This window comes from Bacillus sp. LR_5 (genome assembly GCF_042709275.1).
In genome coordinates this window covers 1-22,538 of the sequence record NZ_JAVAXX010000056.1, presented here as the reverse complement: position 1 = coordinate 22,538, position 22,538 = coordinate 1, and the positions used below count along the sequence as shown (strand labels likewise).

27 protein-coding genes are annotated in these 22,538 nt (G+C 43.9%); 12 read left to right on the top strand and 15 right to left on the bottom strand.

From position 1 onward, the window contains the following. Positions 1 to 26 precede the first annotated feature (26 nt). Positions 27 to 509 carry a YjdF family protein gene (locus RAC86_RS14015; protein ID WP_088325622.1) on the top strand — a complete coding sequence of 161 codons (483 nt, stop codon included), beginning with the start codon at positions 27 to 29 and terminating at the stop codon, positions 507 to 509. 45 nt (positions 510 to 554) lie between these two features. Here the strand turns inward: RAC86_RS14015 and RAC86_RS14010 are convergent, their stop codons facing one another. Continuing rightward, the gene (locus tag RAC86_RS14010) at positions 555 to 1,061 is read right to left on the bottom strand and encodes a GNAT family N-acetyltransferase (RefSeq protein ID WP_086343716.1); all 507 of its coding nucleotides are present in this window, start codon (positions 1,059 to 1,061) and stop codon (positions 555 to 557) included. 218 nt (positions 1,062 to 1,279) lie between these two features. Beyond that, positions 1,280 to 1,675 (bottom strand): hypothetical protein, encoded by a 396-nt coding sequence (locus RAC86_RS14005; RefSeq protein WP_119899261.1) that lies wholly within the window; start codon positions 1,673 to 1,675, stop codon positions 1,280 to 1,282. Between the two features lie 228 nt (positions 1,676 to 1,903). Here RAC86_RS14005 and ybaK point away from each other — a divergent pair, with 228 nt between their 5' ends. Beyond that, positions 1,904 to 2,383, top strand: coding sequence for a Cys-tRNA(Pro) deacylase (gene ybaK, locus RAC86_RS14000; RefSeq protein ID WP_377885798.1), 480 nt, complete (start codon positions 1,904 to 1,906; stop codon positions 2,381 to 2,383). Positions 2,384 to 2,422: 39 nt separating this feature from the next. On the opposite strand, the gene RAC86_RS13995 is transcribed toward ybaK, so the two are convergent. From RAC86_RS13995 to cotT, 4 genes are all read right to left on the bottom strand, one after another. Beyond that, positions 2,423 to 2,617 (bottom strand): DUF4177 domain-containing protein, encoded by a 195-nt coding sequence (locus tag RAC86_RS13995; protein ID WP_003232825.1) that lies wholly within the window; start codon positions 2,615 to 2,617, stop codon positions 2,423 to 2,425. A 131-nt stretch (positions 2,618 to 2,748) separates the two neighbouring features. Continuing rightward, on the bottom strand, positions 2,749 to 3,078 hold the full coding sequence (locus RAC86_RS13990; RefSeq protein ID WP_003232822.1) for a YjdJ family protein: 330 nt from the start codon (positions 3,076 to 3,078) through the stop codon (positions 2,749 to 2,751). A 619-nt stretch (positions 3,079 to 3,697) separates the two neighbouring features. Continuing rightward, positions 3,698 to 4,687 (bottom strand): heme o synthase, encoded by a 990-nt coding sequence (cyoE, locus tag RAC86_RS13985; RefSeq protein ID WP_072692652.1) that lies wholly within the window; start codon positions 4,685 to 4,687, stop codon positions 3,698 to 3,700. Positions 4,688 to 4,809: 122 nt separating this feature from the next. Then, positions 4,810 to 5,058: a spore coat protein CotT gene (gene cotT, locus RAC86_RS13980; RefSeq protein ID WP_015715704.1), complete on the bottom strand. Its 249-nt coding sequence runs from the start codon at positions 5,056 to 5,058 to the stop codon at positions 4,810 to 4,812. A gap of 253 nt (positions 5,059 to 5,311) precedes the next feature. Here cotT and pdaC point away from each other — a divergent pair, with 253 nt between their 5' ends. Beyond that, positions 5,312 to 6,715 (top strand): peptidoglycan-N-acetylmuramic acid deacetylase PdaC, encoded by a 1,404-nt coding sequence (gene pdaC, locus RAC86_RS13975; RefSeq protein ID WP_003245023.1) that lies wholly within the window; start codon positions 5,312 to 5,314, stop codon positions 6,713 to 6,715. 39 nt (positions 6,716 to 6,754) lie between these two features. Here pdaC and RAC86_RS13970 read toward each other — a convergent pair whose 3' ends face one another. Together RAC86_RS13970 and RAC86_RS13965 are read right to left on the bottom strand one after the other, a co-directional pair. Further along, on the bottom strand, positions 6,755 to 7,228 hold the full coding sequence (locus RAC86_RS13970) for a YjfA family protein (protein ID WP_032678796.1): 474 nt from the start codon (positions 7,226 to 7,228) through the stop codon (positions 6,755 to 6,757). A 128-nt stretch (positions 7,229 to 7,356) separates the two neighbouring features. Further along, positions 7,357 to 7,524, bottom strand: a complete 168-nt coding sequence (locus RAC86_RS13965) for a YjfB family protein (RefSeq protein WP_014476499.1) — start codon at positions 7,522 to 7,524, stop codon at positions 7,357 to 7,359. Between the two features lie 126 nt (positions 7,525 to 7,650). On the opposite strand from RAC86_RS13965, the gene RAC86_RS13960 reads away from it, so the two are divergent. Next, positions 7,651 to 8,550 carry a DUF2268 domain-containing putative Zn-dependent protease gene (locus RAC86_RS13960; RefSeq protein WP_029726258.1) on the top strand — a complete coding sequence of 300 codons (900 nt, stop codon included), beginning with the start codon at positions 7,651 to 7,653 and terminating at the stop codon, positions 8,548 to 8,550. Between the two features lie 9 nt (positions 8,551 to 8,559). Here RAC86_RS13960 and RAC86_RS13955 read toward each other — a convergent pair whose 3' ends face one another. Beyond that, on the bottom strand, positions 8,560 to 8,958 hold the full coding sequence (locus RAC86_RS13955) for a ribosomal maturation YjgA family protein (RefSeq protein ID WP_029726257.1): 399 nt from the start codon (positions 8,956 to 8,958) through the stop codon (positions 8,560 to 8,562). 100 nt (positions 8,959 to 9,058) lie between these two features. After that, on the bottom strand, positions 9,059 to 9,634 hold the full coding sequence (locus RAC86_RS13950; RefSeq protein WP_014476503.1) for a YjgB family protein: 576 nt from the start codon (positions 9,632 to 9,634) through the stop codon (positions 9,059 to 9,061). Between the two features lie 145 nt (positions 9,635 to 9,779). Between RAC86_RS13950 and fdhF the strand changes: the two genes are divergently transcribed. The 4 genes from fdhF (at position 9,780) to RAC86_RS13930 (ending at position 14,833) form a co-directional block, all read left to right on the top strand. Beyond that, complete coding sequence (fdhF, locus tag RAC86_RS13945; RefSeq protein ID WP_377885793.1) at positions 9,780 to 12,737, top strand: formate dehydrogenase subunit alpha; 2,958 nt, start codon at positions 9,780 to 9,782, stop codon at positions 12,735 to 12,737. Continuing rightward, positions 12,730 to 13,290: a helical membrane plugin domain-containing protein gene (locus tag RAC86_RS13940; protein WP_029726254.1), complete on the top strand. Its 561-nt coding sequence runs from the start codon at positions 12,730 to 12,732 to the stop codon at positions 13,288 to 13,290. The genes fdhF and RAC86_RS13940 overlap by 8 nt, the downstream gene beginning before the upstream one ends. 196 nt (positions 13,291 to 13,486) lie before the next feature. After that, positions 13,487 to 14,128 (top strand): DUF4352 domain-containing protein, encoded by a 642-nt coding sequence (locus RAC86_RS13935; protein ID WP_003244850.1) that lies wholly within the window; start codon positions 13,487 to 13,489, stop codon positions 14,126 to 14,128. 78 nt (positions 14,129 to 14,206) lie between these two features. Continuing rightward, complete coding sequence (locus tag RAC86_RS13930; protein WP_076457825.1) at positions 14,207 to 14,833, top strand: NUDIX hydrolase; 627 nt, start codon at positions 14,207 to 14,209, stop codon at positions 14,831 to 14,833. Positions 14,834 to 14,863: 30 nt separating this feature from the next. Here the strand turns inward: RAC86_RS13930 and RAC86_RS13925 are convergent, their stop codons facing one another. Further along, positions 14,864 to 15,142 (bottom strand): hypothetical protein, encoded by a 279-nt coding sequence (locus RAC86_RS13925; RefSeq protein WP_003232791.1) that lies wholly within the window; start codon positions 15,140 to 15,142, stop codon positions 14,864 to 14,866. Between the two features lie 390 nt (positions 15,143 to 15,532). Between RAC86_RS13925 and yjiB the strand changes: the two genes are divergently transcribed. Both yjiB and RAC86_RS13915 read left to right on the top strand, forming a co-directional pair. Then, positions 15,533 to 16,726 (top strand): monooxygenase YjiB, encoded by a 1,194-nt coding sequence (yjiB, locus tag RAC86_RS13920; protein WP_377885790.1) that lies wholly within the window; start codon positions 15,533 to 15,535, stop codon positions 16,724 to 16,726. 22 nt (positions 16,727 to 16,748) lie between these two features. After that, complete coding sequence (locus tag RAC86_RS13915) at positions 16,749 to 17,927, top strand: glycosyltransferase (protein WP_038428814.1); 1,179 nt, start codon at positions 16,749 to 16,751, stop codon at positions 17,925 to 17,927. Between the two features lie 40 nt (positions 17,928 to 17,967). Here RAC86_RS13915 and RAC86_RS13910 read toward each other — a convergent pair whose 3' ends face one another. Further along, positions 17,968 to 18,156 carry a DUF8096 family protein gene (locus tag RAC86_RS13910; protein WP_003232781.1) on the bottom strand — a complete coding sequence of 63 codons (189 nt, stop codon included), beginning with the start codon at positions 18,154 to 18,156 and terminating at the stop codon, positions 17,968 to 17,970. Between the two features lie 173 nt (positions 18,157 to 18,329). On the opposite strand from RAC86_RS13910, the gene RAC86_RS13905 reads away from it, so the two are divergent. Beyond that, on the top strand, positions 18,330 to 19,145 hold the full coding sequence (locus RAC86_RS13905; protein WP_327836579.1) for a uroporphyrinogen-III synthase: 816 nt from the start codon (positions 18,330 to 18,332) through the stop codon (positions 19,143 to 19,145). Positions 19,146 to 19,190: 45 nt separating this feature from the next. On the opposite strand, the gene RAC86_RS13900 is transcribed toward RAC86_RS13905, so the two are convergent. The 3 genes from RAC86_RS13900 to RAC86_RS13890 all read right to left on the bottom strand — a co-directional run bounded on the left by RAC86_RS13900 (position 19,191) and on the right by RAC86_RS13890 (position 21,789). Continuing rightward, a complete protein-coding gene (locus RAC86_RS13900; protein ID WP_095010690.1) occupies positions 19,191 to 19,943 on the bottom strand; it encodes an ABC transporter permease in 753 nt (250 codons plus the stop codon). Then, entirely contained in the window at positions 19,943 to 20,695 is a 753-nt protein-coding gene (locus tag RAC86_RS13895) for an ABC transporter ATP-binding protein (protein ID WP_048655273.1), read from the bottom strand. The genes RAC86_RS13900 and RAC86_RS13895 overlap by 1 nt, the downstream gene beginning before the upstream one ends. 119 nt (positions 20,696 to 20,814) lie before the next feature. Further along, positions 20,815 to 21,789 (bottom strand): DMT family transporter, encoded by a 975-nt coding sequence (locus RAC86_RS13890; protein ID WP_256683366.1) that lies wholly within the window; start codon positions 21,787 to 21,789, stop codon positions 20,815 to 20,817. A 131-nt stretch (positions 21,790 to 21,920) separates the two neighbouring features. Here RAC86_RS13890 and RAC86_RS13885 point away from each other — a divergent pair, with 131 nt between their 5' ends. Next, complete coding sequence (locus RAC86_RS13885; RefSeq protein WP_377885785.1) at positions 21,921 to 22,418, top strand: cupin domain-containing protein; 498 nt, start codon at positions 21,921 to 21,923, stop codon at positions 22,416 to 22,418. Positions 22,419 to 22,538: the final 120 nt, after the last annotated feature.

Below are 22,538 nucleotides of genomic sequence, written 5' to 3'. Positions count from 1 at the left end.
TTGGTAGTCCGGATGCATGATTGAGAATGTCAGTAACCTTCCCCTCCTCGGGATGTCCATCATTCTTTAATATCTTTTATGAGGAGGGAATCGTTATGAAATTAACGGTTTACTATGATGGTCAGTTTTGGGTAGGCGTTGTTGAAGTTGTGGACAATGGAAAGCTAAGAGCCTTTCGACATCTTTTTGGCAAAGAGCCGAGGGATTCTGAAGTATTAGAGTTTGTTCATAACCAACTCCTGAATATGTTGGCCCAAGCTGAGCAGGAAGGAGTTCGTTTACAAGGCAGACGTCAAAAAAAGATCAATCCAAAAAGATTGCAGCGCCAGGTTTCAAAAGAGTTGAAAAACGCCGGAGTAGCTTCTAAAGCTCAAGAGGCGATAAAGCTAGAGCTTGAAGCAAGAAAGCAAAAGAAAAAACAAATAATGAAAGAACAACGAGAACATGTAAAAGAGCAAAGGTATATGCTCAAAAAGCAAAAAGCGAAAAAGAAGCACAGAGGTAAATAATCCAAACAAAAGCAGGCGCAGTGCCTGCTTTTGTAATTAAGGACTCTACTTTGTAACATATATCCAATGTTTATAATCCGCTGATTTATGATCCAATATAAACCCTAACTTCTCCAAGGTTTTTTGTGAGCCTAGATTATCATGTTCGCATCTTGCGGTGATCCGGGATACTGTTTCTTGGCTTAATGCCCAGTTTATTAGTTTTTGGGCGGCTTCCACACAATAACCTTTGCGGCGATGACTTTTATTTGTTGCAAAACCGATTTCAATCATGCCATTTTCGTCTGGGTCACCTAAAAATCCAGTTCCTCCAACAATTTCATGACTGTCCTTCTTTACAATAATCCATGAATCAAATCCTTTTGTTCCATTGTTTTTGACTAAAATCTCGCGGAAATAAGGTATCGCTTCAAAAAAATCAGAATTTGGCCATTCACCATTTGTTTCATAACCTAAGTCTTTGATAGCCTGATGATCTTGTTTAGACGCGGCGTCAAGAAGGGGGATATCAATCGTTTTTAATCGTAATCGATTCGTTTCAAGGAGAACCATATATCTAATCCTCTTTTCTTTTTACTGGGAATAATGATAACATATAACAATTTTCTCTGGTACCTTGGCAGTAGAGAAAGATGAAGAAATTGAGGGGAATTGAAAGATTGAAAGGTAAGAGTTTGCCCAGACCAAAAACGGGTAGGAAAATGTTGATGTTAATGTGTCCCTACCCGTTTTTCTGTTCCTGAATGCAGGGTTTCTGATAACATGTTGTGCTACCTTTTCGCAATCAAATAAAGCGATATGGCTCTTTGGGTTTGAACAGGATTATGAATGATAATGACCCATTGGTTTCTTCGTCTTGGAAAGCTTGCTACCGCATACAATGGAGCAGTATCGCGCGAAGTGAACCCACCATTTATCACGTTGATATCTCTTCCTTCAAGATGACAAACTAAGTATTCACCTGGATTGATGACCTGTTGGTTCGTCCATGCGTAAGAATAAAAGCCGTCTCCAAGATCTTCGGTGGAAGATGGGGGGACAAAGCCATCTACAGTCAATGTGATTTCTCTTCTTCGCTGTCTTTCTGAAAAATCTGGACTTCTTTGAGGGTTATGAGTATGTGAAAAGTAAGGAATTAACGCAGGGCCATAAAAGTAATGATACAAAGCAACCACTCCTTTATTTTCCATTCATACAAATTGTATGTGGGAGTTATTTGTTCATTCCTGTTTTGTTCCATGTAGACTAATAATGGGCTATAGGCGTCCAAGGAAATCAATTTGTCCTTTCGTTGATTCAATGCTAGTAACCTTGAAAATGCAGGTTAGGATGATAGAATTTACATATTACTGCAAGAAGTTAGACATACATCATTTTGATAGTGGGTGAAAACAATGGCGAAAAAAATGGCAAAAACAAATGCGGTTCGTCTGATAGAACAGCAGAACATCTCTTATGAGGTATTAGGGTATAAAACAGACGGCCAGCCGGTAGTTGGCATCTCTGTTGCGGAAAAAATCGGTTATCCTTTGAAATATGTATATAAAACGTTGGTTGCAGCAGCAGGAACAAATCATTATTATGTCTTTGTTGTACCCGTTGCAGAAGAGTTAGATGTAAAAAAGGCAGCAAAGGTGACAGGGGAAAAGAAAATAGAAATGATTGCAATGAAGGAGCTGTTAGCGGTAACTGGCTATCTTCGCGGCGGCTGCTCGCCAATTGGCATGAAAAAATTGTTCCCGACCTATATTGATGCATCTGCAGAAACGCTTGATTTTATTATTGTCAGTGCAGGGAAAATCGGTATGCAGCTAAAGTTGGCGCCACAAGATTTAGCCAGATCATGTGATGCCGCATTTGCAGAAATTGTATAGATGCAGATACAGGGGAACGAAAAAGCTTAGTCATATCGATTAAGCTTTTTCCGCATCCCTTTCAAATATGATTTCAAAATAAGCAGCTGCCCCATACCCATCTATACTGGGAGCGAAAATCTGAACGAATCTCCAGCCTCTTTTCGCATAATCATGGATGATTTGCTGGTAGTCTTCTTTAGGCCTTCTTCTCATCGTGCTCAGCTCAACTCTTACAAATTCATATTCTTTCATCGTTTGATCCCTCCTATTAAGGTATACGTAAAATTGAGCAAGAAGTTCCGAAAACCTAGGTTAAGGTCTGCCTCACTAAACACAGGAACATCTTGAAGAGTTAAGGGGCTATAAAAACGGATTTTACCGGGTCAGCAGTCTAAATGAATCTCTTGCTTATTGCATTTGACTGAGTATATAAGTAAAAAAAGAGCGGCCAGAACATATAAGAAGGAGATGATCATTAACGCACTCATAACAGGGTAGTGTTTAGCGGAGTAGATGAAAAAATCAAGCTGTGAAATTTGTTTGGGGCTGCTGACGGCATCAATTCCATTTAGCAGTTTTGAGAGTTTAGCAGTATAGTTCCAATCAAATCGATCTGAAACAAGCTCGCTTCCTTGATACCAATTAACAGCAGCTAAAAACAGAAATACCATAATAGAAAATCCAAGCTGAACAACTAAAAATATTCCCTTCACTTTTGTATGACCTCCAAATCTATGAATATGGGAAAATCAAACAATATATTACCACCGTATGGGTTATTCTTGCAATTTCACTTTCATACAACTCAAACGCAAGTCTATTTTTTTGTTTGTTTTTGGCTTATAATACCTGATGATGGAAAAAGAGTGCGGGTTTATAGATTAGAGAAACAAATGTATTTCTTAGCATTTTTTATTTGTGGAGAGAGTATAGAAGCATTCGATTAGATCTGCTTTTTCACAGAAACGCTTTTCATCTGTTTGCCTGAGCTTTACAATTGGCTGGCAAAAAAACAATGATTTCTTTCAATCAAAACATGCAACGATGCGACACATTTTATATCTTGATGACTTATCTCATTGCCTTTAAGTCATCCTATCGAGAAAGCGATGGTATTTTATGAACAAAGAAACCCTAAAAAACATACTCATGATTTTTTCAATATGCGCAACCCTCCGAGAAACCGATGGTATGCGCATAGCTGATAGCTGGATTTTGAGTGAGATTATACGATTTTTGATTTGCATGGCTGTGTTTTTTGCCGTGACATTTCTATTAGATGCTGTTTTTCCAAACAAAAAAGAGTCACATTAATGTGTGGCTCTTTTTGCATCATCTGATTAGAAACATCATAAATGAATCGATCATCATGATGAAGAATAGCAAGCAAAAATAAATAAGCGAGTAGACAAACATATCCTTTGCCCACTTCACGTCATCGTCTGTTTTGAATCCTTTGATGCTTTTTTTGATCCATATGCCTCCGAGAACCAAGGCGGCTAAGAAATAAAATGGGCTTATATGGCCGGTGCCGAGAGAGAAAGGAAATAATAGCGTGACCGGCACCAGGACGGCAATATATTGCATCATTTTTATTTTAGTTACATGGTTGCCTTTGACTACTGGCAAGAGCGGAACGCCAGCAGCGCGATATTCCTCTTTGCGTCTTATCCCAATCGCCCAAAAATGCGGCGGCTGCCACAGAAACATAATCGTGTACAACAGCACTGCTGTCATACTGAAGTCACCGGTTACGGCACAATACCCCATCAATGGCGGCGCAGCTCCTGGGAAGCTCCCGACAAATGTGCTCCACACAGACGTTCGTTTCACCCATACCGTATAGATGATCGCATAAAAAATAAAGGCGGCCAGTCCGAGATAGGCCGTTAATGGATTGAGGGAATAAAGCATGGCAAGGCCTGCGATCCCTAAAACAGAGCCATATGTTAAGATCATGGCTGGCGGCATTTTCCCTGTGACCGAGGCCCTGCTGCGAGTGCGTGCCATTTTTGCGTCCATATGCCGATCAAAATAGTTGTTATAGACAGTGCCGGAAGCCATCACAAACGCGGTTCCCAACATTGCTGTTACCATTGTCATCAAAAAAGCCAAGCCGGTTAACGTTTTTTCTGCGCTTGCAAACGCGATCCAAAATCCGCCGAAGGCTGCTATCGAGTTTGATATGATAATGCCGGGTTTTGCAAGTTTGATAAAATCGTAAATGGTTACCCGGTTCGAAGCTTTTATGTATTTTGTTTCAGATATGGCTGCAGAATCTCTTGTATTCTCCAAAAATAGACGCCTCCCCCAAAATTGCATGCTTTTGTTATCGTAACAAGAGGGGGACGGAATCACAATTATTTCCTATATTTGTCATGATATTGTCATTTTTAAAACAAAAAAATGGGGAGCTGGACTGCCCCCATTTTGATATGCGGCGACTAGTAACCGTAACCTCCGCCATATCCTCCGCCATAACCGCCGCCGTAACCGTGCCAAGGGTAGTAAGGCGGTCGCGGGCGCGGGTAGTAATAAGGCGGGCGCGGATAAAACGGGTAGAACGGATAATACGGTCTTGGATAATAATAAGGCGGATAAAATGGCGGTCTCGGACGCGGATAATAATAAGGCTGTCTTTCATCATAAGGGGTAATTTGTTCAAATGACTGTTCATTCAAAGGGTAATCCAAGAGGAAAACCTCCCTAGCTTTTTTTATTCCTTTTACCATATTCCTGATGCTTAAGTTGGGTGTATGTACATTCATGAAATTCGGTTTTTTTTATGATGAAATTCCTTAAAAAGGATTGACATGAACTTCTAAATCTCATAGTATTACAAATGTGAAATAAATGTTACTGAAATGTTACAAAAACATTTCTAAATAGATACAGTTCCAACTGATGAAGAGTAAATCGAAATGGCTACGAAAGAAGGAGTTTTTGTTGTTGGCAAAAAGAATCAAATGGTTTCATGTATTAATAGCAGTTGTATGTGTGGTGGGCCTTATCGGCTTTTTTCATAATCATTCATTGAAAAAAGAAACGGTCATGAATAAAGTAAGAACTGATTCTCAATATGGGAATGTTGAGATCGCAACGCTTGTGAATGACGGGAAAACTTTTAATTACGCGGTTAACTATCCCGTTTTCAAAAATGAAAAAATGGATTCGGCATTAAAAAGATTCGCAGAAAAAGAGGTTCGTCAATTTCAAAAGGAAACAAAAGACGTTGACCAAGAGCATACGACAAAACGCAACGAATTAAATGTTGATTATAAAATTGTCCATTATGCCAAACAGACAGTGGCGATTGTATTTAATGAATATAAATACATCGGCGGGGCACACGGGCAAACCGTGAAAAAAACGTTTAACTATGATTTTAGTAAACAAGCGTTTCTTTCCATTGATGATATATTCAAAGAGGACGCTGACTACTTACATAAGCTTTCGTTAATCGCTTATCACGAGCTGAAAAAGAATAAGGACATTGCCGCGGACGATGCACTGTTAAAGGAAGGGACGGCTCCGAAAAAAGAAAATTTCAGCCGCTTTGCCATCAAGGAGGATTATATCGAACTTTACTTTGACACATATCAGGTTGCAGCAGGCTATCTTGGAGAGCAATCGATTGCCATTAAGAAAAGTCTTTTGAAAGACATTCTGAAAGAACAATATATTGATAAAGCAAAAAATAAAAATAAAATCAAAGAACAAAAGCCGAAGCATGAAGTGATTTCTTTACCCAAAGAGGAAACGGTTGATCCAAATCAAAAAGTCATTGCGCTTACTTTCGACGACGGCCCGAATCCTGCGACAACAAATCAGATTCTAGACTCCTTGAAGAAATATAAGGGTCATGCCACGTTTTTTGTTTTGGGGAGCAGAGTTCAATATTATCCGGAAACGCTAATAAGAATGCTGAAAGAAGGAAATGAGGTGGGGAACCATTCATGGAGCCATCCGCTTCTCACAAGGCTTTCAGTGAAAGAAGCGTTAAAGCAGATCAATGATACGCAAGACATCATTGAAAAAATAAGCGGATACCGTCCGACGCTTGTAAGACCCCCATACGGCGGCATTAATGATGAACTGCGGAGTCAAATGAAAATGGATGTTGCGTTATGGGATGTTGACCCGGAAGATTGGAAAGACCGTAACAAAAAAACAATTGTTGACCGTGTCATGAATCAGGCGGGAGATGGAAGAACCATTTTAATTCACGATATTTACCGCACCTCTGCTGATGCGGCCGATGAAATTATAAAAAAGCTCACCGATCAAGGCTATCAATTGGTGACAGTTTCTCAGCTTGAAGAGGTTAAAAAACAAAGAGAAGCGAAATAAATTAAAAAAGGCTGTCCGTACGGACAGCCTTTTTTCTATTTAATAAGAGCCTGTGGTGGCCCAAACATTTAAGTTTGGTCCTGAATATTTGCCGAAAGCGTAAGAAGTCCTTGGATCTAAATCATATACCATCGGTGTATAGCAAGACTTTTGGCCGGCCACCGCTTTTCCATTGCCGCCTGCAGAATCACAATTATATCTCTTTCCGTCCGTGTTTCGGGTAATCTCCGCATTTGCTTCAAAGCCAGACGTCAATGTATTATTCATCGTGATTTTTGCCCAAGCTGTTTTACATGTACTGCTGAATTTAAGCTCGACTACTCCGATGACTTGATTGCTGGCATTCACTAAGTTTGAGGATTTTTTTGTAGAGCCGGTGGACGCACAATCATTGTAATAAGGGCTTTTACCATCGTAGGCATGGGTTTCCGCATTGGCGGGTACACCTTTGGCGGCAAAAACAAATACTACTGCGAATAACACCAATGAAGCCTTCGTAAACAGTCTTTTCATATTCTTTATGACCCCCTTAATATGGCAAACAATAAATCATACGGAGGAACAATCAAAACATGCATGATTTTTTGTGAACAATAAAGGCGGCCGGGAGGATGGAGTTATTGGCCGCCTTTGGTGTGAGGTTAAGCTTTTACATCAATGGTTTGTCCGAGAGTCGGATGCTGAATCATCTTTAAGGTTTGATCGGCATTTTGCTGGGCGGTGTCCAGCATTTTTTTCGTTAAAGCGATATTAACATTCTGGGCAAGGGATGCTTGATGCATCGCAACTGATAAAGCAGGAATATCCATCGTTCCACCTCCTATGCCTTACCTATCGGCGGGTTTGTATGATTTTACAGTGAAAAATGGCTTAATTTCTCCTGTTGACCTTTACGCTGCGGCATATCGTATGTTTTTGACAAGGAGGGAATCAGGATGAATCTTGTAATGGAAAAGACCTTTGAGCAATACGAAAAGCTGTTTTCAATGGAAGAACAGAAAAGAGAAGATGAATTTCGGTATACGATGATGAGGCCGTTTGAAAAGATGTGGACCGCCATCCAAGTTCCGCTGAAAGCGAAGGAGCCAAACGGCTATGATGTGATCATGGCTGCGAAAATGCTGGGCTATTTGGATGTCCGTGATACTGAAAGCGGCCAGAAAGCACTGCAAATACTGAAAGAATCACATGTTTCAGAGACAGCTGAATCTGCACTTCGGCAATGCATATTTTTTGCTGAGCGCGAACAGCTGCGGGTGAATGCAGAGGAGATCAAATTCGGCCTTTATATCGCTGATCCAAATAAACTTCAGCTGCAAAAAGGCTACTGCGGGTTTGGCGGGATACCGGGCTTTATTCATGTATGGATTGATCCGAACCGTTATAACCTGCCAAGGATTCCTTCAATTATTGCTCATGAGTTTCATCATAATGTGCGGTTTTCGTATATAGATTTTCATCATGGCTCTGTAAGTGTCGGGGATTATCTTGTGATTGAAGGATTGGCGGAATCATTCGCCAGAGAGCTGTTTGGCACGGAACGATTGGGCCCTTGGGTAACTCGTTTTGATCATGAGGATTTGCAATATTCCATTGATGTGATTAATGAGGTGCTGGATGTGAAAGGATTTTCGGAAGTCAGCCGTTATATGTTTGGTGATCCAATTGCTAACGATCAAGGCTTTAAGCCTGCTGGTTTATCGGCTTTTGCAGGTTATGCGGTTGGATATCATGCCGTTCAGTCATTTATGAATCAACATCACATGACGATAAGCGAGGCCACGCGTTTGGATGCGAAGACCATTCTTTCTCAGTGCGGATTGTTTTCCAAATGAAAAAAAGCGTCACATACAGCGGCGCTTTTTGATTCCCAAAACCAGCAGTTCTATGGCGGCACAGGCGGCAATTCCGATTGTATATGCTTCGATATCGCTCCATAAAAAACCGTACCCTAGTACAAGCCCGCCAAGAGAAGCATCCCTAATCTGGTCGATCCATTCGGCATGATAGAGCTGGCTGAATTCAATGACAAAACAGAAAGAAAGACTGATAATGCCCGTTATCATTGTCTTCAGCTTCCGAAATAGAAATCCGCATCCCGTAAAGATCATAGCGGCCCACAACGAGTCTCCCAGATAAGTATTGAGGGTATCAGGAAGAACACTGGAGAATGCTCTGGATCCAAGCCCCAGCCCAATGATCAGTACGGTGAAAACTGCATATATCCAACGATTTCGCTTCATTGCGAATTGATACCCCGTCTCTTTTTCATCTCCCTGTATTGTAAGGAATATATCTTTTATTTGTCCACTAAAAAAGCGGCTGAATAGCCGCATAGGGTGTTTATTTTGCTTTTAGGTTTACATGGTCGGCTGTCTGATCTGTGCCTATTACAAAATGGAGTTCATAGCGGCCTGTATCATATACATAATCGATTTCATCGGTAAACGGGACGGTTAACACCCGATTTGCTGGTCCTAATTGCTTCTGCAGCACTTCCGGCGTAACTCCGCCTAAATTCAGCTGCCGTTCCACACCGGTTCCAAAGTAGCGGATTTCTGAAATTGTCATGTCTTTATGATAGGAAAATCCGTAGCCCGGCTGTCCCATATTCCAGTGATATAAATCAAATCGATTGTCTCCCCCGACTGGTCTTTCCGGTTCCCCAAACGCAGCGTGGACATCCCCTTTTGTGCTTTTGTTAATGGTAAGGCCTTGCGCCTGCTGAGGCATTTCCCCTTTATAGGCGGTGTTATAGAGGTTTTTGACAAGCTCAGCGGCTGATTGATTCGTGTTTTCTGAGAGTGTGTTTGTTTGAGCTGCGGCCTTTGCCGGTGCTGAAAAGGACGCAGCCCCAAAGCCGGTAAAACAGCTTGTTACTGCTGCCGCAGCGGTAATAGCAGACATTGTCTTTTTCATGTTGATCCCTCCTTATTGATCTACCATCCCGTTTCCCGGTGTTAGTGCAATAAAACATGTGAGTGCGCTTTGTATGTTTTATTGAGTTGTTGTAAGGGAACTGAAATAGGTAATTCGGTATATAAAGCAAGAAAGGGGAATGGAGATGCCTGGCAAGAAAAAAATCACAATAAACGGCGTTGAAATGGAAGCGTCCGAGGAACAGACGGTGCTGCAGCTTTTGAATAACAGCTCGATTGAAGTGCCGCAAGTTTGCTATCATCCAAGCTTAGGGCCGATTGAGACATGTGATACGTGCATCGTCAGCATCAATGGTGAGCTGAAGAGGTCGTGCTCCGCTGAATTAAAGGATGGGGATATCATTGATACGCTCTCACCTGACGTGAAAAAAGCGCAGGTCATCGGGATGGACAAGATTTTATATAATCATGAGCTTTATTGTACAGTTTGCGATTACAACAATGGGGGATGCGAAATACATAATACGGTGAAGGAAATGAAAATCAATCACCAAAGCATTCCGTTTGATCACAAGCCATACCATAAGGATGAATCCCATCCGTTTTATCGGTATGATCCAGATCAATGTATTTTGTGCGGACGCTGTGTTGAAGCATGCCAGGACGTTCAGGTAACTGAAACGCTGACCATTGACTGGGAGCGGAAACGCCCGCGCGTCATTTGGGATAACGACGTGCCGATCAATGAGTCGTCATGTGTGTCATGCGGCCATTGTTCAACGGTCTGTCCGTGCAACGCGATGATGGAAAAAGGAATGGAAGGGGAAACCGGATATTTAACAGGCATCAATAACGAAACGATGCGACCGATGATCGAGATCACGAAAGGCGTAGAGACAGGCTACGGCTCGATTCTCGCCATTTCTGATATGGAATCGGCCATGCGTGATGAACGAATCAAAAAAACGAAAACCGTCTGCACGTATTGCGGCGTCGGCTGCAGCTTTGATGTCTGGACAAAGGGCAGAGACATTCTGAAAGTAGAGCCGCAGGAGGAAGCGCCAGCCAACGGCATTTCTACTTGTGTGAAAGGCAAGTTCGGTTGGGATTTCGTCAACAGCGAAGAACGCCTGACAAAGCCGCTGATCCGGGAAGGCGATCATTTCCGTGAAGCAGAGTGGGAGGAGGCGTTATCGCTGATCGCCAGCAAGTTCACTGAATTAAAAGAGGCGTTTGGCCCGGATTCTCTCGCTTTTATTACATCTTCTAAATGTACAAATGAAGAATCCTATCTTATGCAAAAGCTGGCCAGAGGTGTCATTGGCACAAATAATGTGGACAACTGCTCTCGCTATTGCCAATCTCCTGCGACTGCCGGCCTGTTCCGGACAGTCGGCTATGGCGGTGATTCAGGATCAATTACAGATATCGCGCAAGCGGACCTTGTTTTGATTATCGGTTCGAACACGTCTGAGTCGCATCCAGTCTTATCCACTCGCATTAAACGGGCTCATAAGCTAAGAGGGCAGAAAGTGATCGTCGCGGATATCAGAAAACACGAAATGGCAGAACGCTCCGATTTATTTGTCCAGCCGCGTGCCGGATCGGATATCGTCTGGCTGAATGCGATCGCCAAATATTTAATAGAAAACGGCAAGGCCGATGAACGATTTTTGAGAGAAAGAGTGAACGGACGAAATGAATATGTAAAAAGCCTCGCGCCGTACACACTTGAATATGCTGAGGAGAAAACCGGGATTGATCGAGAAACCCTTATCCAAATGGCAGAGATGATCGGGCAAGCTGACAGTGTGTGCGCATTGTGGGCGATGGGCGTGACACAGCACATTGGAGGAAGCGACACGAGCACGGCGATCTCTAATCTGCTGCTTGTGACAGGAAACTACGGAAAACCGGGAGCAGGTTCTTACCCATTGCGCGGCCATAACAACGTGCAGGGAGCAAGTGACTTCGGAAGCATGCCTGACAGAATGCCGGGCTATGAAAAAGTGACGGACGAACAAGTCCGCCAAAAATACGAGCGTGTGTGGGGTGTGCCGCTGCCGAAGGAGCCGGGTATGACCAACCACGAAATGATTGAAAAAATCCATTCCGGACAGCTGAAAGCGATGTATGTAAAAGGTGAAGAAATGGGCTTGGTGGATTCCAACATCAATCATGTACACGCCGCATATGAAAAGCTTGATTTCTTTGTGGTGCAGGACATTTTCCTTTCACGTACAGCGGAGTTTGCTGATGTGGTTCTTCCTGCGAGCCCAAGCCTTGAAAAAGAAGGAACGTTTACAAACACAGAACGCCGGATTCAGCGTTTGTATCAGGTGTTTGAACCGCTGGGCGAATCAAAGCCGGATTGGCAGATTATTATGGAGGTTGCCAATAAGCTTGACGCCGGCTGGCACTATGAGCATCCTGCAGACATTATGGAGGAAGCAGCCAAGCTGTCGCCGATTTATGCCGGTGTCACCTATGAACGTCTTGAGGGCTATAATTCCCTGCAATGGCCTGTAAACGCTGATGGAAAGGATTCGCCTTTACTCTTTACAGAGCGCTTCCCTTTCCCGGACGGCAAGGCCATTCTCTACCCTGTCCAGTGGACAGAGCCTGAGGAATTCGGTGAGGAATATGATATCCATGTCAACAATGGGCGGCTCTTGGAGCACTTCCACGAAGGGAACCTGACTTACAAATCAAAAGGGATTTCGGAGAAAACACCGGAAGTGTTCTTAGAAATTTCTCCTGAGCTTGCGGCAGAACGAGGGATTCAGGACGGAACCCTCGTCAGACTCACATCGCCTTTCGGAAATGTCAAAGTGAAGTGCCTGATTACTGATCGAGTCAAAGGGAAGGAAGTATATCTGCCAATGAACGATTCAGGGGAAGCGGCGATCAACCTGTTAACGGGCAGCCATGCCGATAAGGATACCGATACGCCTGCTTACAAAGAAACATCGGCCAAGATGGAAATTTTGAAGCACGACGGAATCAGCCCGATGCCTAAGATCAACCACCGCAACGGCAATCCGCAGCCGCAAATCGGTGTGCAGGTTCAAAAGAAATGGGCGCGGAAGGATTATATTTTCCCTGGTGACGCTGTGAAAAGGGGGATGGGCCATAATGGCTAAAGCGATTAAACGAATTCAAAAAATCGAGGTAACAGAAGAAGATCAGCGAAAGCGTGATTTGCGGGAAATTGAAGATGCTCTAGTTGATCACAAAGAAGCGATTCTCGAAACATTGCATATGCTGGGCCATATGAACGAGCGCGGTGTCCTGCCGTTGCTCCGCGGCCTTTTTGGCCAAGGGGATAAAGTTCTTGATATCCTGGTGAAAAAGGCAGATACAGAGGAAACAGCCAATACGCTGAAAAATCTGCTTCTTTTGTTTGGAACACTCGGCATGCTGGACGTGAAGCAGCTAGAGCCTCTCATTTTGAAAGTGAATGCGGGTGTGGCAAGCGCTGTAGAGCAGAAAAACAGCGAAGAAAAGACAGGTTATTTTGATATTATCCGCTCGCTAAAAGACCCGGAAATCAACAAATCAATTACACTGCTCTTTTCCTTTTTAAAAGGAATGGGACAAGATACAAAGGAGTTGGAACGCACGACACAGCCTCCCGAGCACCAAAAACATCATCAGGAACCTCGAGAGAAAAGAGGAATGAATAAGCGAGATTGACCTCCTGCCCGAGCGGCTTCAGCCAGCTCGGGTTTTTTGATGAAAAGGTCTAATGGACTAGTAAAAAATATTCAAATACTAGGAAGAAGTAAGATTGTGATGAATGAGATAGAAATAATCGTTACTTTCTTACCTGTTAAGAAAAGGAAAAATCTGATTATAATAGAAATCGATTACTTTAGATGGGGGAACAATCATGAAAAAAGTCTTATTACTATTATTTGTCTTGACGATCGGGTTAGCGCTTTCAGCGTGCAGCCAATCGAGCGATGCGTCAGAGAAGGAAAAACCGAAAGAGAAAAAATCGCAAGAAGAGCTTGAAAAGGAACTTGATAAGGAATTGAAAAAAGGCGGTGAGCCGAAGACCAAAAAAGATGATCAAATACATAAAATAGGAGAAACATTTAAAGCAGGACATACGAATTTTACAGTGAATAAAGTTGATAGAGTGCAAAAAGGTGAATATATGAATGTTGGCGGAGCTGTAAATGAGGAGACAAAAACAATAAAAGATGATGAGGAACGGCTTATTATAGAAGTTACGATGGAAAATATAGGGGAAGATTCAATAAGCTACAATTTTATCGGGTTTGATTTAAGAGATAAGAATGATCAATCAGTGCGGCCTGTTTTTTCTATAGAAGAGAAGGGCAGAATCCTTATGGGAGGAACACTAGTATCGGGGAAAAAGGTTACAGGTGTACTCAGTTATGTCATCCCTAAAGGAGAACAGAAACATTACACACTGGTATATAATCCGTTTTTAGCTGATACAAATAGCAGTAATACAGAAGAGAGAGTAAAGGACGATATTGATTACTTGGTGAAGTTAGATTAGAAGCTAATTTACAGTTGCACGTTTTTCATCTGTGGAAAACGTGCATTTTTTATAGCGAAACTTGACTTGAAAGGATGAGTGATAAAAGTGCAAACCAAATGGCTGGAACGGGCACAGCGGATTCGGGCGATCGCCCAAGCGGGGCTTGCTTTTTCCAAGGATGTGTACGACAGGGAGAGGTACGAAGAGCTAATGAAGCTTAGCGCGGAAATGATGGCGGATTACTCGGAGAAGGACATTGAAGTTATCACTGATTTATGGCAAGGCGAGAAGGGCTATCCAACACCGAAAGCGGATGTTCGCGGCGCTGTATTCAGAGAGAATCAGATTTTGCTTGTCCGGGAGAAGCATGATGAGCTGTGGTCGCTGCCGGGCGGATTTTGCGAGATTGGTTTATCGCCGGCTGAAAACGTTGTCAAGGAAATCAAAGAAGAGTCGGGGTACGATACAGAGCCGTCTCGATTACTGGCCGTGCTAGACAGCCATAAACACTCTCATCCCCCTCAGCCTTATCACTATTATAAAATCTTCATCGCATGCAGCATGACGGGCGGGCAGGGGGAAACAGGGATCGAGACGAATCATGCCGCTTTTTTTCCGGAAGACAGACTCCCGCCGCTCTCTCCAAAACGAAACACACCCTCACAGCTTAGCATGCTGTTTGACTTTTTGCGCCATCCGGACAAGAAAACGATATTTGACTAAAAAAGAAAGAGCCTATGGGCTCTTTCTTTTTTATAATGTAATGTGTTTTTCGTTGGCGAGTTTCAGAAGGGTCAAAATAGAATCGGCTTGTTTATGGCCGAGTTTTTGCTTTAATTTGTTTTCTTCAACTAATCTGCTGCCATAAATTTTAACAGAGGCTTTGTCGACGACAGTATGCCAGTTTTCCTGTTTTTTTCCCTCAACAAGCGGTTTTTCATGTCTCTCAGAAAAAGAGAACACAAACAGTACGAATGCAAGTGAAAGTAGGATTCCGACAACTTGTTTTTTGTAATCAGTCTGTGCTGCCACGTTGTTCTCTCCTTCATCTTTTACCTTCTATTTAATCATAGAACCAAATTATTTTACATAATGGGAAAGTCATTTTTGGAGTTAGTGCATTTGGTTGAAAACAGAGGCGTTTTTTGAGCGGAGCGGTGCAATTGAATCCATATTGGATTTGCGTGCTTATGCCTAAGGTCACGTTGTGAGCCAAAACAGCAGTGCAGAATAGAAAAAAATTGAAAGATTATGGTAAGATGAACGAAATTCGAGGGGGAATATATGATGCCTGCATCGAACATCGTGATCGCCTGCCTGCTGTTATCAATTTAATTATTTGTGGTAGTCCCTCTCTTTTTCGAAAGCGGGAGGTGAAGTGGAACATTAATTGCTGAATTCTTTCAAGGGGAGTGACCGTACATGAATGTGTTAAACCGCCGGCAAGCCTTGCAGCGAGCGCTGCTCAATGGGAAAAACAAACAGGATGCGTATCATCCGTTTCCATGGTACGAATCGATGAGAAAGGATGCGCCTGTTTCCTTTGATGAAGAAAACCAAGTGTGGAGCGTTTTTCTTTATGATGATGTCAAAAAAGTTGTTGGGGATAAAGAGCTGTTTTCCAGTTACATGCCGCAGCAGACAAGCTCTATTGGAAATTCCATCATTAACATGGACCCGCCGAAGCATACAAAAATCCGTTCAGTCGTGAATAAAGCCTTTACTCCGCGCGTGATGAAGCAATGGGAACCGAGAATTCAAGAAATCACAGATGAACTGATTCAAAAATGTCAGGGGCGCAGTGAGTTTGACCTTGTTCACGATTTTTCATACCCGCTTCCGGTTATTGTGATATCTGAGCTGCTGGGAGTGCCTTCAGCGCATATGGATCAGTTTAAAGCATGGTCTGATCTTCTGGTCAGTACACCGAAGGATAAAAGTGAAGAAGCTGAAAAAGCCTTTTTGGAAGAACGAGATAAGTGTGAGGAAGAACTGGCTGCGTTTTTTGCCGGCATCATAGAAGAAAAGCGAAACAAACCGGCACAGGATATTATTTCTATTTTAGTGGAAGCGGAAGAAACAGGCGAGAAGCTGTCCGGTGAAGAGCTGATTCCGTTTTGCACGCTGCTGCTGGTGGCCGGAAATGAAACCACTACAAACCTGATTTCAAATGCGATGTACAGCATATTAGAAACGCCAGGCGTTTACGAGGAACTGCGCAGCCATCCTGAACAACTGATGCCTCAGGCAGTGGAGGAAGCCTTGCGTTTCAGAGCGCCGGCCCCGGTTTTGAGGCGCATTGCCAAGCGGGATACGGAAATCGGGGGGCATCTGATTAAAGAAGGTGATATGGTTTTGGCGTTTGTGGCATCGGCAAATCGTGATGAAGCGAAGTTTGACAGGCCGCACATGTTTGATATCCACCGCCATCCCAATCCGCATATTGCGTTTGGTCATGGCATTCATTTTTGCCTTGGGGCTCCGCTTGCCCGTCTTGAAGCAAATATCGCGTTAACGTCTTTGATTTCTGCTTTTCCTCATATGGAGTGCGTCAGTATCACTCCGATTGAAAACAGTGTGATATACGGATTAAAGAGCTTCCGTGTGAAAATATAATAGATAAGGAGACTGGAGATTCATGAAAAAGTACCATATTTCGATGATCAATATCCCGGCGTACGGACATGTCAATCCTACGCTTGCTTTAGTAGAGAAGCTTTGTGAGAAAGGGCACCGTGTCACGTACGCGACGACTGAGGAGTTTGCGCCCGCTGTTCAGCAAGCCGGTGGAGAAGCATTGATCTATCATACATCCTTGAATATTGATCCTAAGCAAATTAGGGAGATGATGGAAAAGAATGACGCGCCCCTCAGCCTTTTGAAAGAATCACTCAGCATTCTGCCGCAGCTTGAGGAGTTATATAAGGATGATCAGCCTGATCTGATCATCTATGACTTTGTTGCGCTGGCTGGTAAGTTGTTTGCTGAAAAGCTTAATGTTCCGGTCATTAAGCTCTGTTCGTCATATGCCCAAAATGAATCCTTTCAGTTAGGAAATGAAGACATGCTGAAAAAAATAAGAGAAGCAGAGGCTGAATTTAAAGCCTACTTGGAGCAAGAGAAGTTGCCGGCTGTTTCATTTGAACAGTTAGCTGTGCCGGAAGCATTAAATATTGTCTTTATGCCGAAGTCTTTTCAGATTCAGCATGAGACGTTCGATGACCGTTTCTGTTTTGTCGGCCCCTCTCTCGGAGAACGGAAGGAAAAAGAAAGCCTGTTGATTGACAAGGATGATCGCCCGCTTATGCTGATTTCTTTGGGTACGGCGTTTAACGCATGGCCGGAATTTTACAAGATGTGCATCAAGGCATTTCGGGATTCTTCATGGCAAGTGATCATGTCGGTTGGGAAAACGATTGATCCAGCAAGCTTGGAGGATATTCCTGCTAACTTTACCATTCGCCAAAGTGTGCCGCAGCTTGAGGTGTTAGAGAAAGCTGATTTGTTCATCTCTCATGGCGGGATGAACAGTACGATGGAAGCGATGAACGCAGGTGTGCCGCTTGTCGTCATTCCGCAAATGTATGAGCAAGAGCTCACTGCAAATCGGGTTGATGAATTAGGCCTTGGCGTTTATTTGCCGAAAGAGGAAGTGACTGTTTCCAGCCTGCAGGAAGCGGTTCAGGCTGTATCCAGTGATCAAGAGCTGCTCAGCCGCGTCAAGAATATGCAAAAGGATGTAAAAGAAGCTGGCGGAGCGGAGCGTGCGGCAGCTGAGATTGAAGCGTTTATGAAAAAATCCGCTGTCCCGCAGTAAAAACATAAAAACCGAAATCAATTTGATTTCGGTTTTCTGTTTAAATATTTTTTTTCATCCCGCATCTCCGGCATTCTCTAAGAAATTTTCCGCCTTTTACAGAGCTTTTGAATAGTGTGTAATCACAGTTGTCGCAGCGCCCGCTGCGGGCATCCGGATATTCATTGAATTCGTAAACAATCGATGTATCGTAGCCTTTTGTTTCATATTCTTCTTTTTTTGTTTCCATGTCGATCCTCCGTTACAAGACGTGTCTGCTGTTTATCTTACAGCAAGCTTCCGGCGTATTCAATGGATTTTAGGAGTTTGGGTTTATCTTGATTTCTCCCTTGGTTTGCGCCAAAATAGCTTTAATAAGCTTGTATACATAAAAAGCCTATGCAAAGAGGAGAGGAAACGGGTATGGGAAAAGGGTTACTTGGAAAACGTGTGGCAATCGGTGGCTCACGAAAAACGGAAGAAATCAGTACAATCATTGAAAAACAGGGCGGAATACCTGTCATCCGGCCTCTCCAAGGCACGGTTTACTTAGCAGAGAAGCAGGTGGAGCCGGATTTGCGGACATTTGTGGAGGGAAAAAAAGCTGACTGGGTCATTTTCACGACAGGCATCGGGTTGGAGACTCTTGTCAATATGGCAGAGAAAATTGGACTGAAAGATGAGTTTCTGCAGGCCATTCGCCAAGCGAAAGCGGCATGCCGGGGATACAAAACGCTGTCTGCGCTGAAAAAACTTGGAATCACACCGGAAGCTTCGGATGAAGACGGGACAACAAGAGGCTTAATCCGTTCTTTGGAGCCTCACGACTTTTCAGGAAAAACAGTCATGGTGCAGCTTCATGGCGAAAAAGCGCCGGCTCTCATGGCATTTCTTGAAGAAAAAGGCGCGTCTGTCCTGCCGATTCTGCCTTATCAGCACATCCCGCCGGAGGAGGAAACGGTGGAGCGGTTATGCCGAGAGCTGATGAACGGTGAGATCGATGCCGTTTGTTTTACAACGGCCATTCAGGTTCGTTCCCTGTTTGATTTTGCTAAGGGGCGAGGTTATATCAATGAAGTGAAGAAGGTATTCGAAGAACGCGCCATCGCAGCTGCTGTCGGAAAAGTGACTGCTGAAGCACTGCGGGAAGAGGGCATTACGAGACTGCTTGCGCCAGAGATTGAGCGGATGGGTGCGATGATTGTTGAGCTGGCCAAGTATTATGAAGAAAAGGAATAACAAGTACAAAAAGCCGCTTTTCCCTCGGAAAGCGGCTTTTGTCTGTCATTCATTCTGCTTCAGCTGCTGATGAACGGTGAATAATGATGGGTATGTCAGCACGCTTAAGATTACACAAGTCAGCGCGGCTGAGGCCATCGTTGTAAACACGATTAAGAGTTGAAAGCGTACTGCCTGAATCGGGTCCGCGCCGGCTAGAATCTGGCCTGTCATCATGCCGGGAAGCTGGACAAGACCCAGTGTTTTCTGGCTTTCGAGCGTCGGGATCATACTCATTTTCATCGCTGAAGTAAGAATGCGCTGTATGGATTGCTTCGGTGTGCCGCCAAGTGACAATATTAATTGAATTTCTTCTTTGCGAACGCCGACTTCTGAGTTGAGCCGGTTTAGAAACAAACTTGAGAGCACCATCGAATTTCCGATGACCATCCCGCTGATCGGAATGACATATCGTGCCGTAAGCGGAATGATATGAAGAGACAGCAGAATTCCCTGCGTCACCATTTCTACGATTGCTAACGCGGCAAACACCCTCCAAAACGAACCGATTGTATTTTTCTTTCGCTTGATGACATTTTGCGCCGCCACCGCGAGCATTAACAGCACCATCAGCAGGATAAAAACAGGGTGGTCTCCGCGAAAAATCAGCGACAAAACATAACCGATGATAAGCAGCTGCACCGCGGCCCGGATGGTGGCGATGATCATGTCTTTTTCTACACCGGCTTTAAAGGATTTTGATAAAAACAAGGCGATCAAAACAAAGATCATCGTTAAAGAGAGAGAAAGGTAATCCATTACCGAGTGCCTCCCTTCAAAAATTCTTTCGCTGCTTCATGCTGCGGAGCCGAGAAAAATGTTTCGGTTTCGGCGATTTCAAGCAGCCGGCCATCTGCCATAAACCAAATGGTATCGGCTACTCGTTTTGCCTGCTCCATATTATGAGTGACCCACATGACTGTCCATTTTTTCTCTTGATGCTGACGTTTGATCAGTTCTTCAATCTCAAGAGCAGAAACCGGGTCCAAGGCCGACGTGATTTCGTCCAACAATAGAATGGAGGAAGGATTTGAGAGCGTTCTGGCCAGTGACAGTCTTTGCCGCTGCCCGCCCGATAAGTCTCTGGCGCTTCTGTCTAACAGCTCTGGCGGCAGCCCTGCAAGAGAAGCCAGCTTTTCAGGAGAGTACAGCTGGGATTGATGCAGCCTTTGTACAAGACTTAAATTGTCACGCACTGTCCCGTCGAGCACGGGAGCCGATTGAAACGCGAGGGCTGCCGTTCGCCTCAGCTCATTGACATTCCATTCTCTGACTTCCTTTCCATATATGTTGACTTCGCCGCTGTCAGGCGTTCTCATTAAATTACACATAGAAAGGAGGGTGCTTTTGCCTGAGCCGGAAGGGCCTAAAACGGCTACGATTGCACCCTGTTGAATGTCTCCGGTGACATCCTGCAGCACATCATAGGTTTGTCCATCTTGTTTATAGCTTTTTCTGACTGATCTGAAGGAGATGGCTGGTATGTTTTGTGTTTGATCGTTTGCTTCCATTACAATAATCACCTTTCAATATAAGTAGGCTGACATTATATTTAACTATAACGTGAAACAGATTCCTTTTGGTAGCACAAATAAAGGAGAACAGGCTTTCACCCATTCTCCTGCAGATGCTACGCAGTCAGATTTGACTGTGCTTTCTTTTTCGGTTTTCTCGGCTGTGAAGCGAAGGTATGTAACATCATCCCCGCTATTATAATGAACAAACCGGCAAATGATAATAGAGATGGGAAAACGCCTGACAGCAGAACAATTTCACCAAGCAGCGCGAAAATCACTTCACCGGATTGAGTGGCTTCAACAGCTGCGAGTTTTTGCGGATTGTCTCTTACCATATCAGTGGCCCAGAAAAATAAAACCGTCGCAATGATGCCTGAGCTGATGGCAACGATAAAGGATTGGACGGTTTGACTTGCTGTTGGAAGGCCATCTGACCACCAGCCGTAAGCTGCTAATATAAGCCAGAATGGAAGGCTTGCCAATGTCATTCCAAGCACGCGCTGAAATGTATCAAGCCGGCCTCCGTATTCTTCGAGCATTCTCCTGTTTCCTAACGGATAGGCAAAAGCCGCAATGACAACCGGCAGCACACTGAAAAGCAGCATCCTCCCAGAAAGCGATTCTGCATGCTGAAGCTGAATCAGAGCCGCTCCAATCAGGATGATCACAGAAGTGCCAAGTGAAACCAGGGGAATCTTTTGGCGAACGAGCTGCGGACCGCCCGGCATATCTTGTTTGACATAAAACAAAGGAGATAAGAGCACCCCGGCTACAATTGTAATTTGCCAGGTTCCGGCTATGAGCCACCCCGGACCGTATGCAGCCGCAAATGTAATCGGCGCGTAAAAAAGCACGAAACCGACGAAGCTCCATTTGATCCAATAAAACGGCTTTTTCCTCATCTCTAGTAAGAGAGGCGTGAATGTCCCTCTCATGATGACAATCAAACATAAAAATGGCACCATAAAAATAAAGCGCAGCGAAGAGCTCCAAAGCCAGCTGCCTCCTGATAACTCCATCGCTCTGTTTAATATAAAGGTAACGGCGAAAAAGAGTGAAGCCAATATTCCGATAACGATAGCTTTCATGATATCCCTCATTCTGGCATTATTTTTTTATACTATACTATTCGGTATCATGCAGATCAATGGAATCATGAGAAAAACATCATGTTTGGCGAACCGCTATGTGTGGAAGACAAAAAAGGGAGGTGAAATTGATGGAAAAAGAGACACAGACATACTTCTTTCCGGATGACGGCAGGATTCCGAATCACCCTGATTTTCCGCTCGTGGTGTATCAAAACGCGCTTAAGGACACCGGACTGGCAGAGCGGATCGTCATCCGGCATGGCTGGTCAAACAGCTGGTCAGGGAGTGTTTTTCCATACCATCATTATCACAGCAATACGCATGAAGTCCTGATTGCCCTTAGGGGAGAGGCTGTGATTCAGTTTGGGGGAGAACAAGGGGCTGCCATCCCTTTCAAATCAGGCGACGCAGTCGTGATTCCAGCCGGAGTCGGACATAAAAAGCTTAGCTCAAGTCCCGATTTTACTGTCCTTGGCGCCTATCCCGGTGGCGTTCAGTATGATATGAAGACGGGGAAACCGAATGAGCGGGAGGAAGCGCTCAAACAGATTAAGCAGGCGGCGTTACCGACGAATGATCCGATCACAGGAAAAAGAGAGCCTCTATTGGAAATATGGGTAAAGTGAAGGGGAGAAATTGCTGGATTGTCAATAACTAGTGACGCAGAAACGTTATGATATGAGCTCCATATAAATTAATTTCATAATCGAAGCAATTCACGTTCAAATTTTGTTCAAAAAGTGTTA

Bases quoted from the DNA above. Each gene is read 5' to 3' on its own strand.
- RAC86_RS14015 (WP_088325622.1), top strand. From the start codon at position 27: ATGTCAGTAACCTTCCCCTCCTCGGGATGTCCATCATTCTTTAATATC.
- RAC86_RS14010 (WP_086343716.1), bottom strand. From the start codon at position 1,061: ATGGTTCTCCTTGAAACGAATCGATTACGATTAAAAACGATTGATATC.
- ybaK (WP_377885798.1), top strand. From the start codon at position 1,904: ATGGCGAAAAAAATGGCAAAAACAAATGCGGTTCGTCTGATAGAACAG.
- RAC86_RS13995 (WP_003232825.1), bottom strand. From the start codon at position 2,617: ATGAAAGAATATGAATTTGTAAGAGTTGAGCTGAGCACGATGAGAAGA.
- cyoE (WP_072692652.1), bottom strand. From the start codon at position 4,687: ATGCAATTTTGGGGGAGGCGTCTATTTTTGGAGAATACAAGAGATTCT.
- RAC86_RS13970 (WP_032678796.1), bottom strand. From the start codon at position 7,228: ATGAAAAGACTGTTTACGAAGGCTTCATTGGTGTTATTCGCAGTAGTA.
- RAC86_RS13965 (WP_014476499.1), bottom strand. From the start codon at position 7,524: ATGGATATTCCTGCTTTATCAGTTGCGATGCATCAAGCATCCCTTGCC.
- RAC86_RS13960 (WP_029726258.1), top strand. From the start codon at position 7,651: ATGAATCTTGTAATGGAAAAGACCTTTGAGCAATACGAAAAGCTGTTT.
- RAC86_RS13955 (WP_029726257.1), bottom strand. From the start codon at position 8,958: ATGAAGCGAAATCGTTGGATATATGCAGTTTTCACCGTACTGATCATT.
- RAC86_RS13950 (WP_014476503.1), bottom strand. From the start codon at position 9,634: ATGAAAAAGACAATGTCTGCTATTACCGCTGCGGCAGCAGTAACAAGC.
- fdhF (WP_377885793.1), top strand. From the start codon at position 9,780: ATGCCTGGCAAGAAAAAAATCACAATAAACGGCGTTGAAATGGAAGCG.
- RAC86_RS13940 (WP_029726254.1), top strand. From the start codon at position 12,730: ATGGCTAAAGCGATTAAACGAATTCAAAAAATCGAGGTAACAGAAGAA.
- RAC86_RS13935 (WP_003244850.1), top strand. From the start codon at position 13,487: ATGAAAAAAGTCTTATTACTATTATTTGTCTTGACGATCGGGTTAGCG.
- yjiB (WP_377885790.1), top strand. From the start codon at position 15,533: ATGAATGTGTTAAACCGCCGGCAAGCCTTGCAGCGAGCGCTGCTCAAT.
- RAC86_RS13915 (WP_038428814.1), top strand. From the start codon at position 16,749: ATGAAAAAGTACCATATTTCGATGATCAATATCCCGGCGTACGGACAT.
- RAC86_RS13910 (WP_003232781.1), bottom strand. From the start codon at position 18,156: ATGGAAACAAAAAAAGAAGAATATGAAACAAAAGGCTACGATACATCG.
- RAC86_RS13905 (WP_327836579.1), top strand. From the start codon at position 18,330: ATGGGAAAAGGGTTACTTGGAAAACGTGTGGCAATCGGTGGCTCACGA.
- RAC86_RS13900 (WP_095010690.1), bottom strand. From the start codon at position 19,943: ATGGATTACCTTTCTCTCTCTTTAACGATGATCTTTGTTTTGATCGCC.
- RAC86_RS13895 (WP_048655273.1), bottom strand. From the start codon at position 20,695: ATGGAAGCAAACGATCAAACACAAAACATACCAGCCATCTCCTTCAGA.
- RAC86_RS13890 (WP_256683366.1), bottom strand. From the start codon at position 21,789: ATGAAAGCTATCGTTATCGGAATATTGGCTTCACTCTTTTTCGCCGTT.
- RAC86_RS13885 (WP_377885785.1), top strand. From the start codon at position 21,921: ATGGAAAAAGAGACACAGACATACTTCTTTCCGGATGACGGCAGGATT.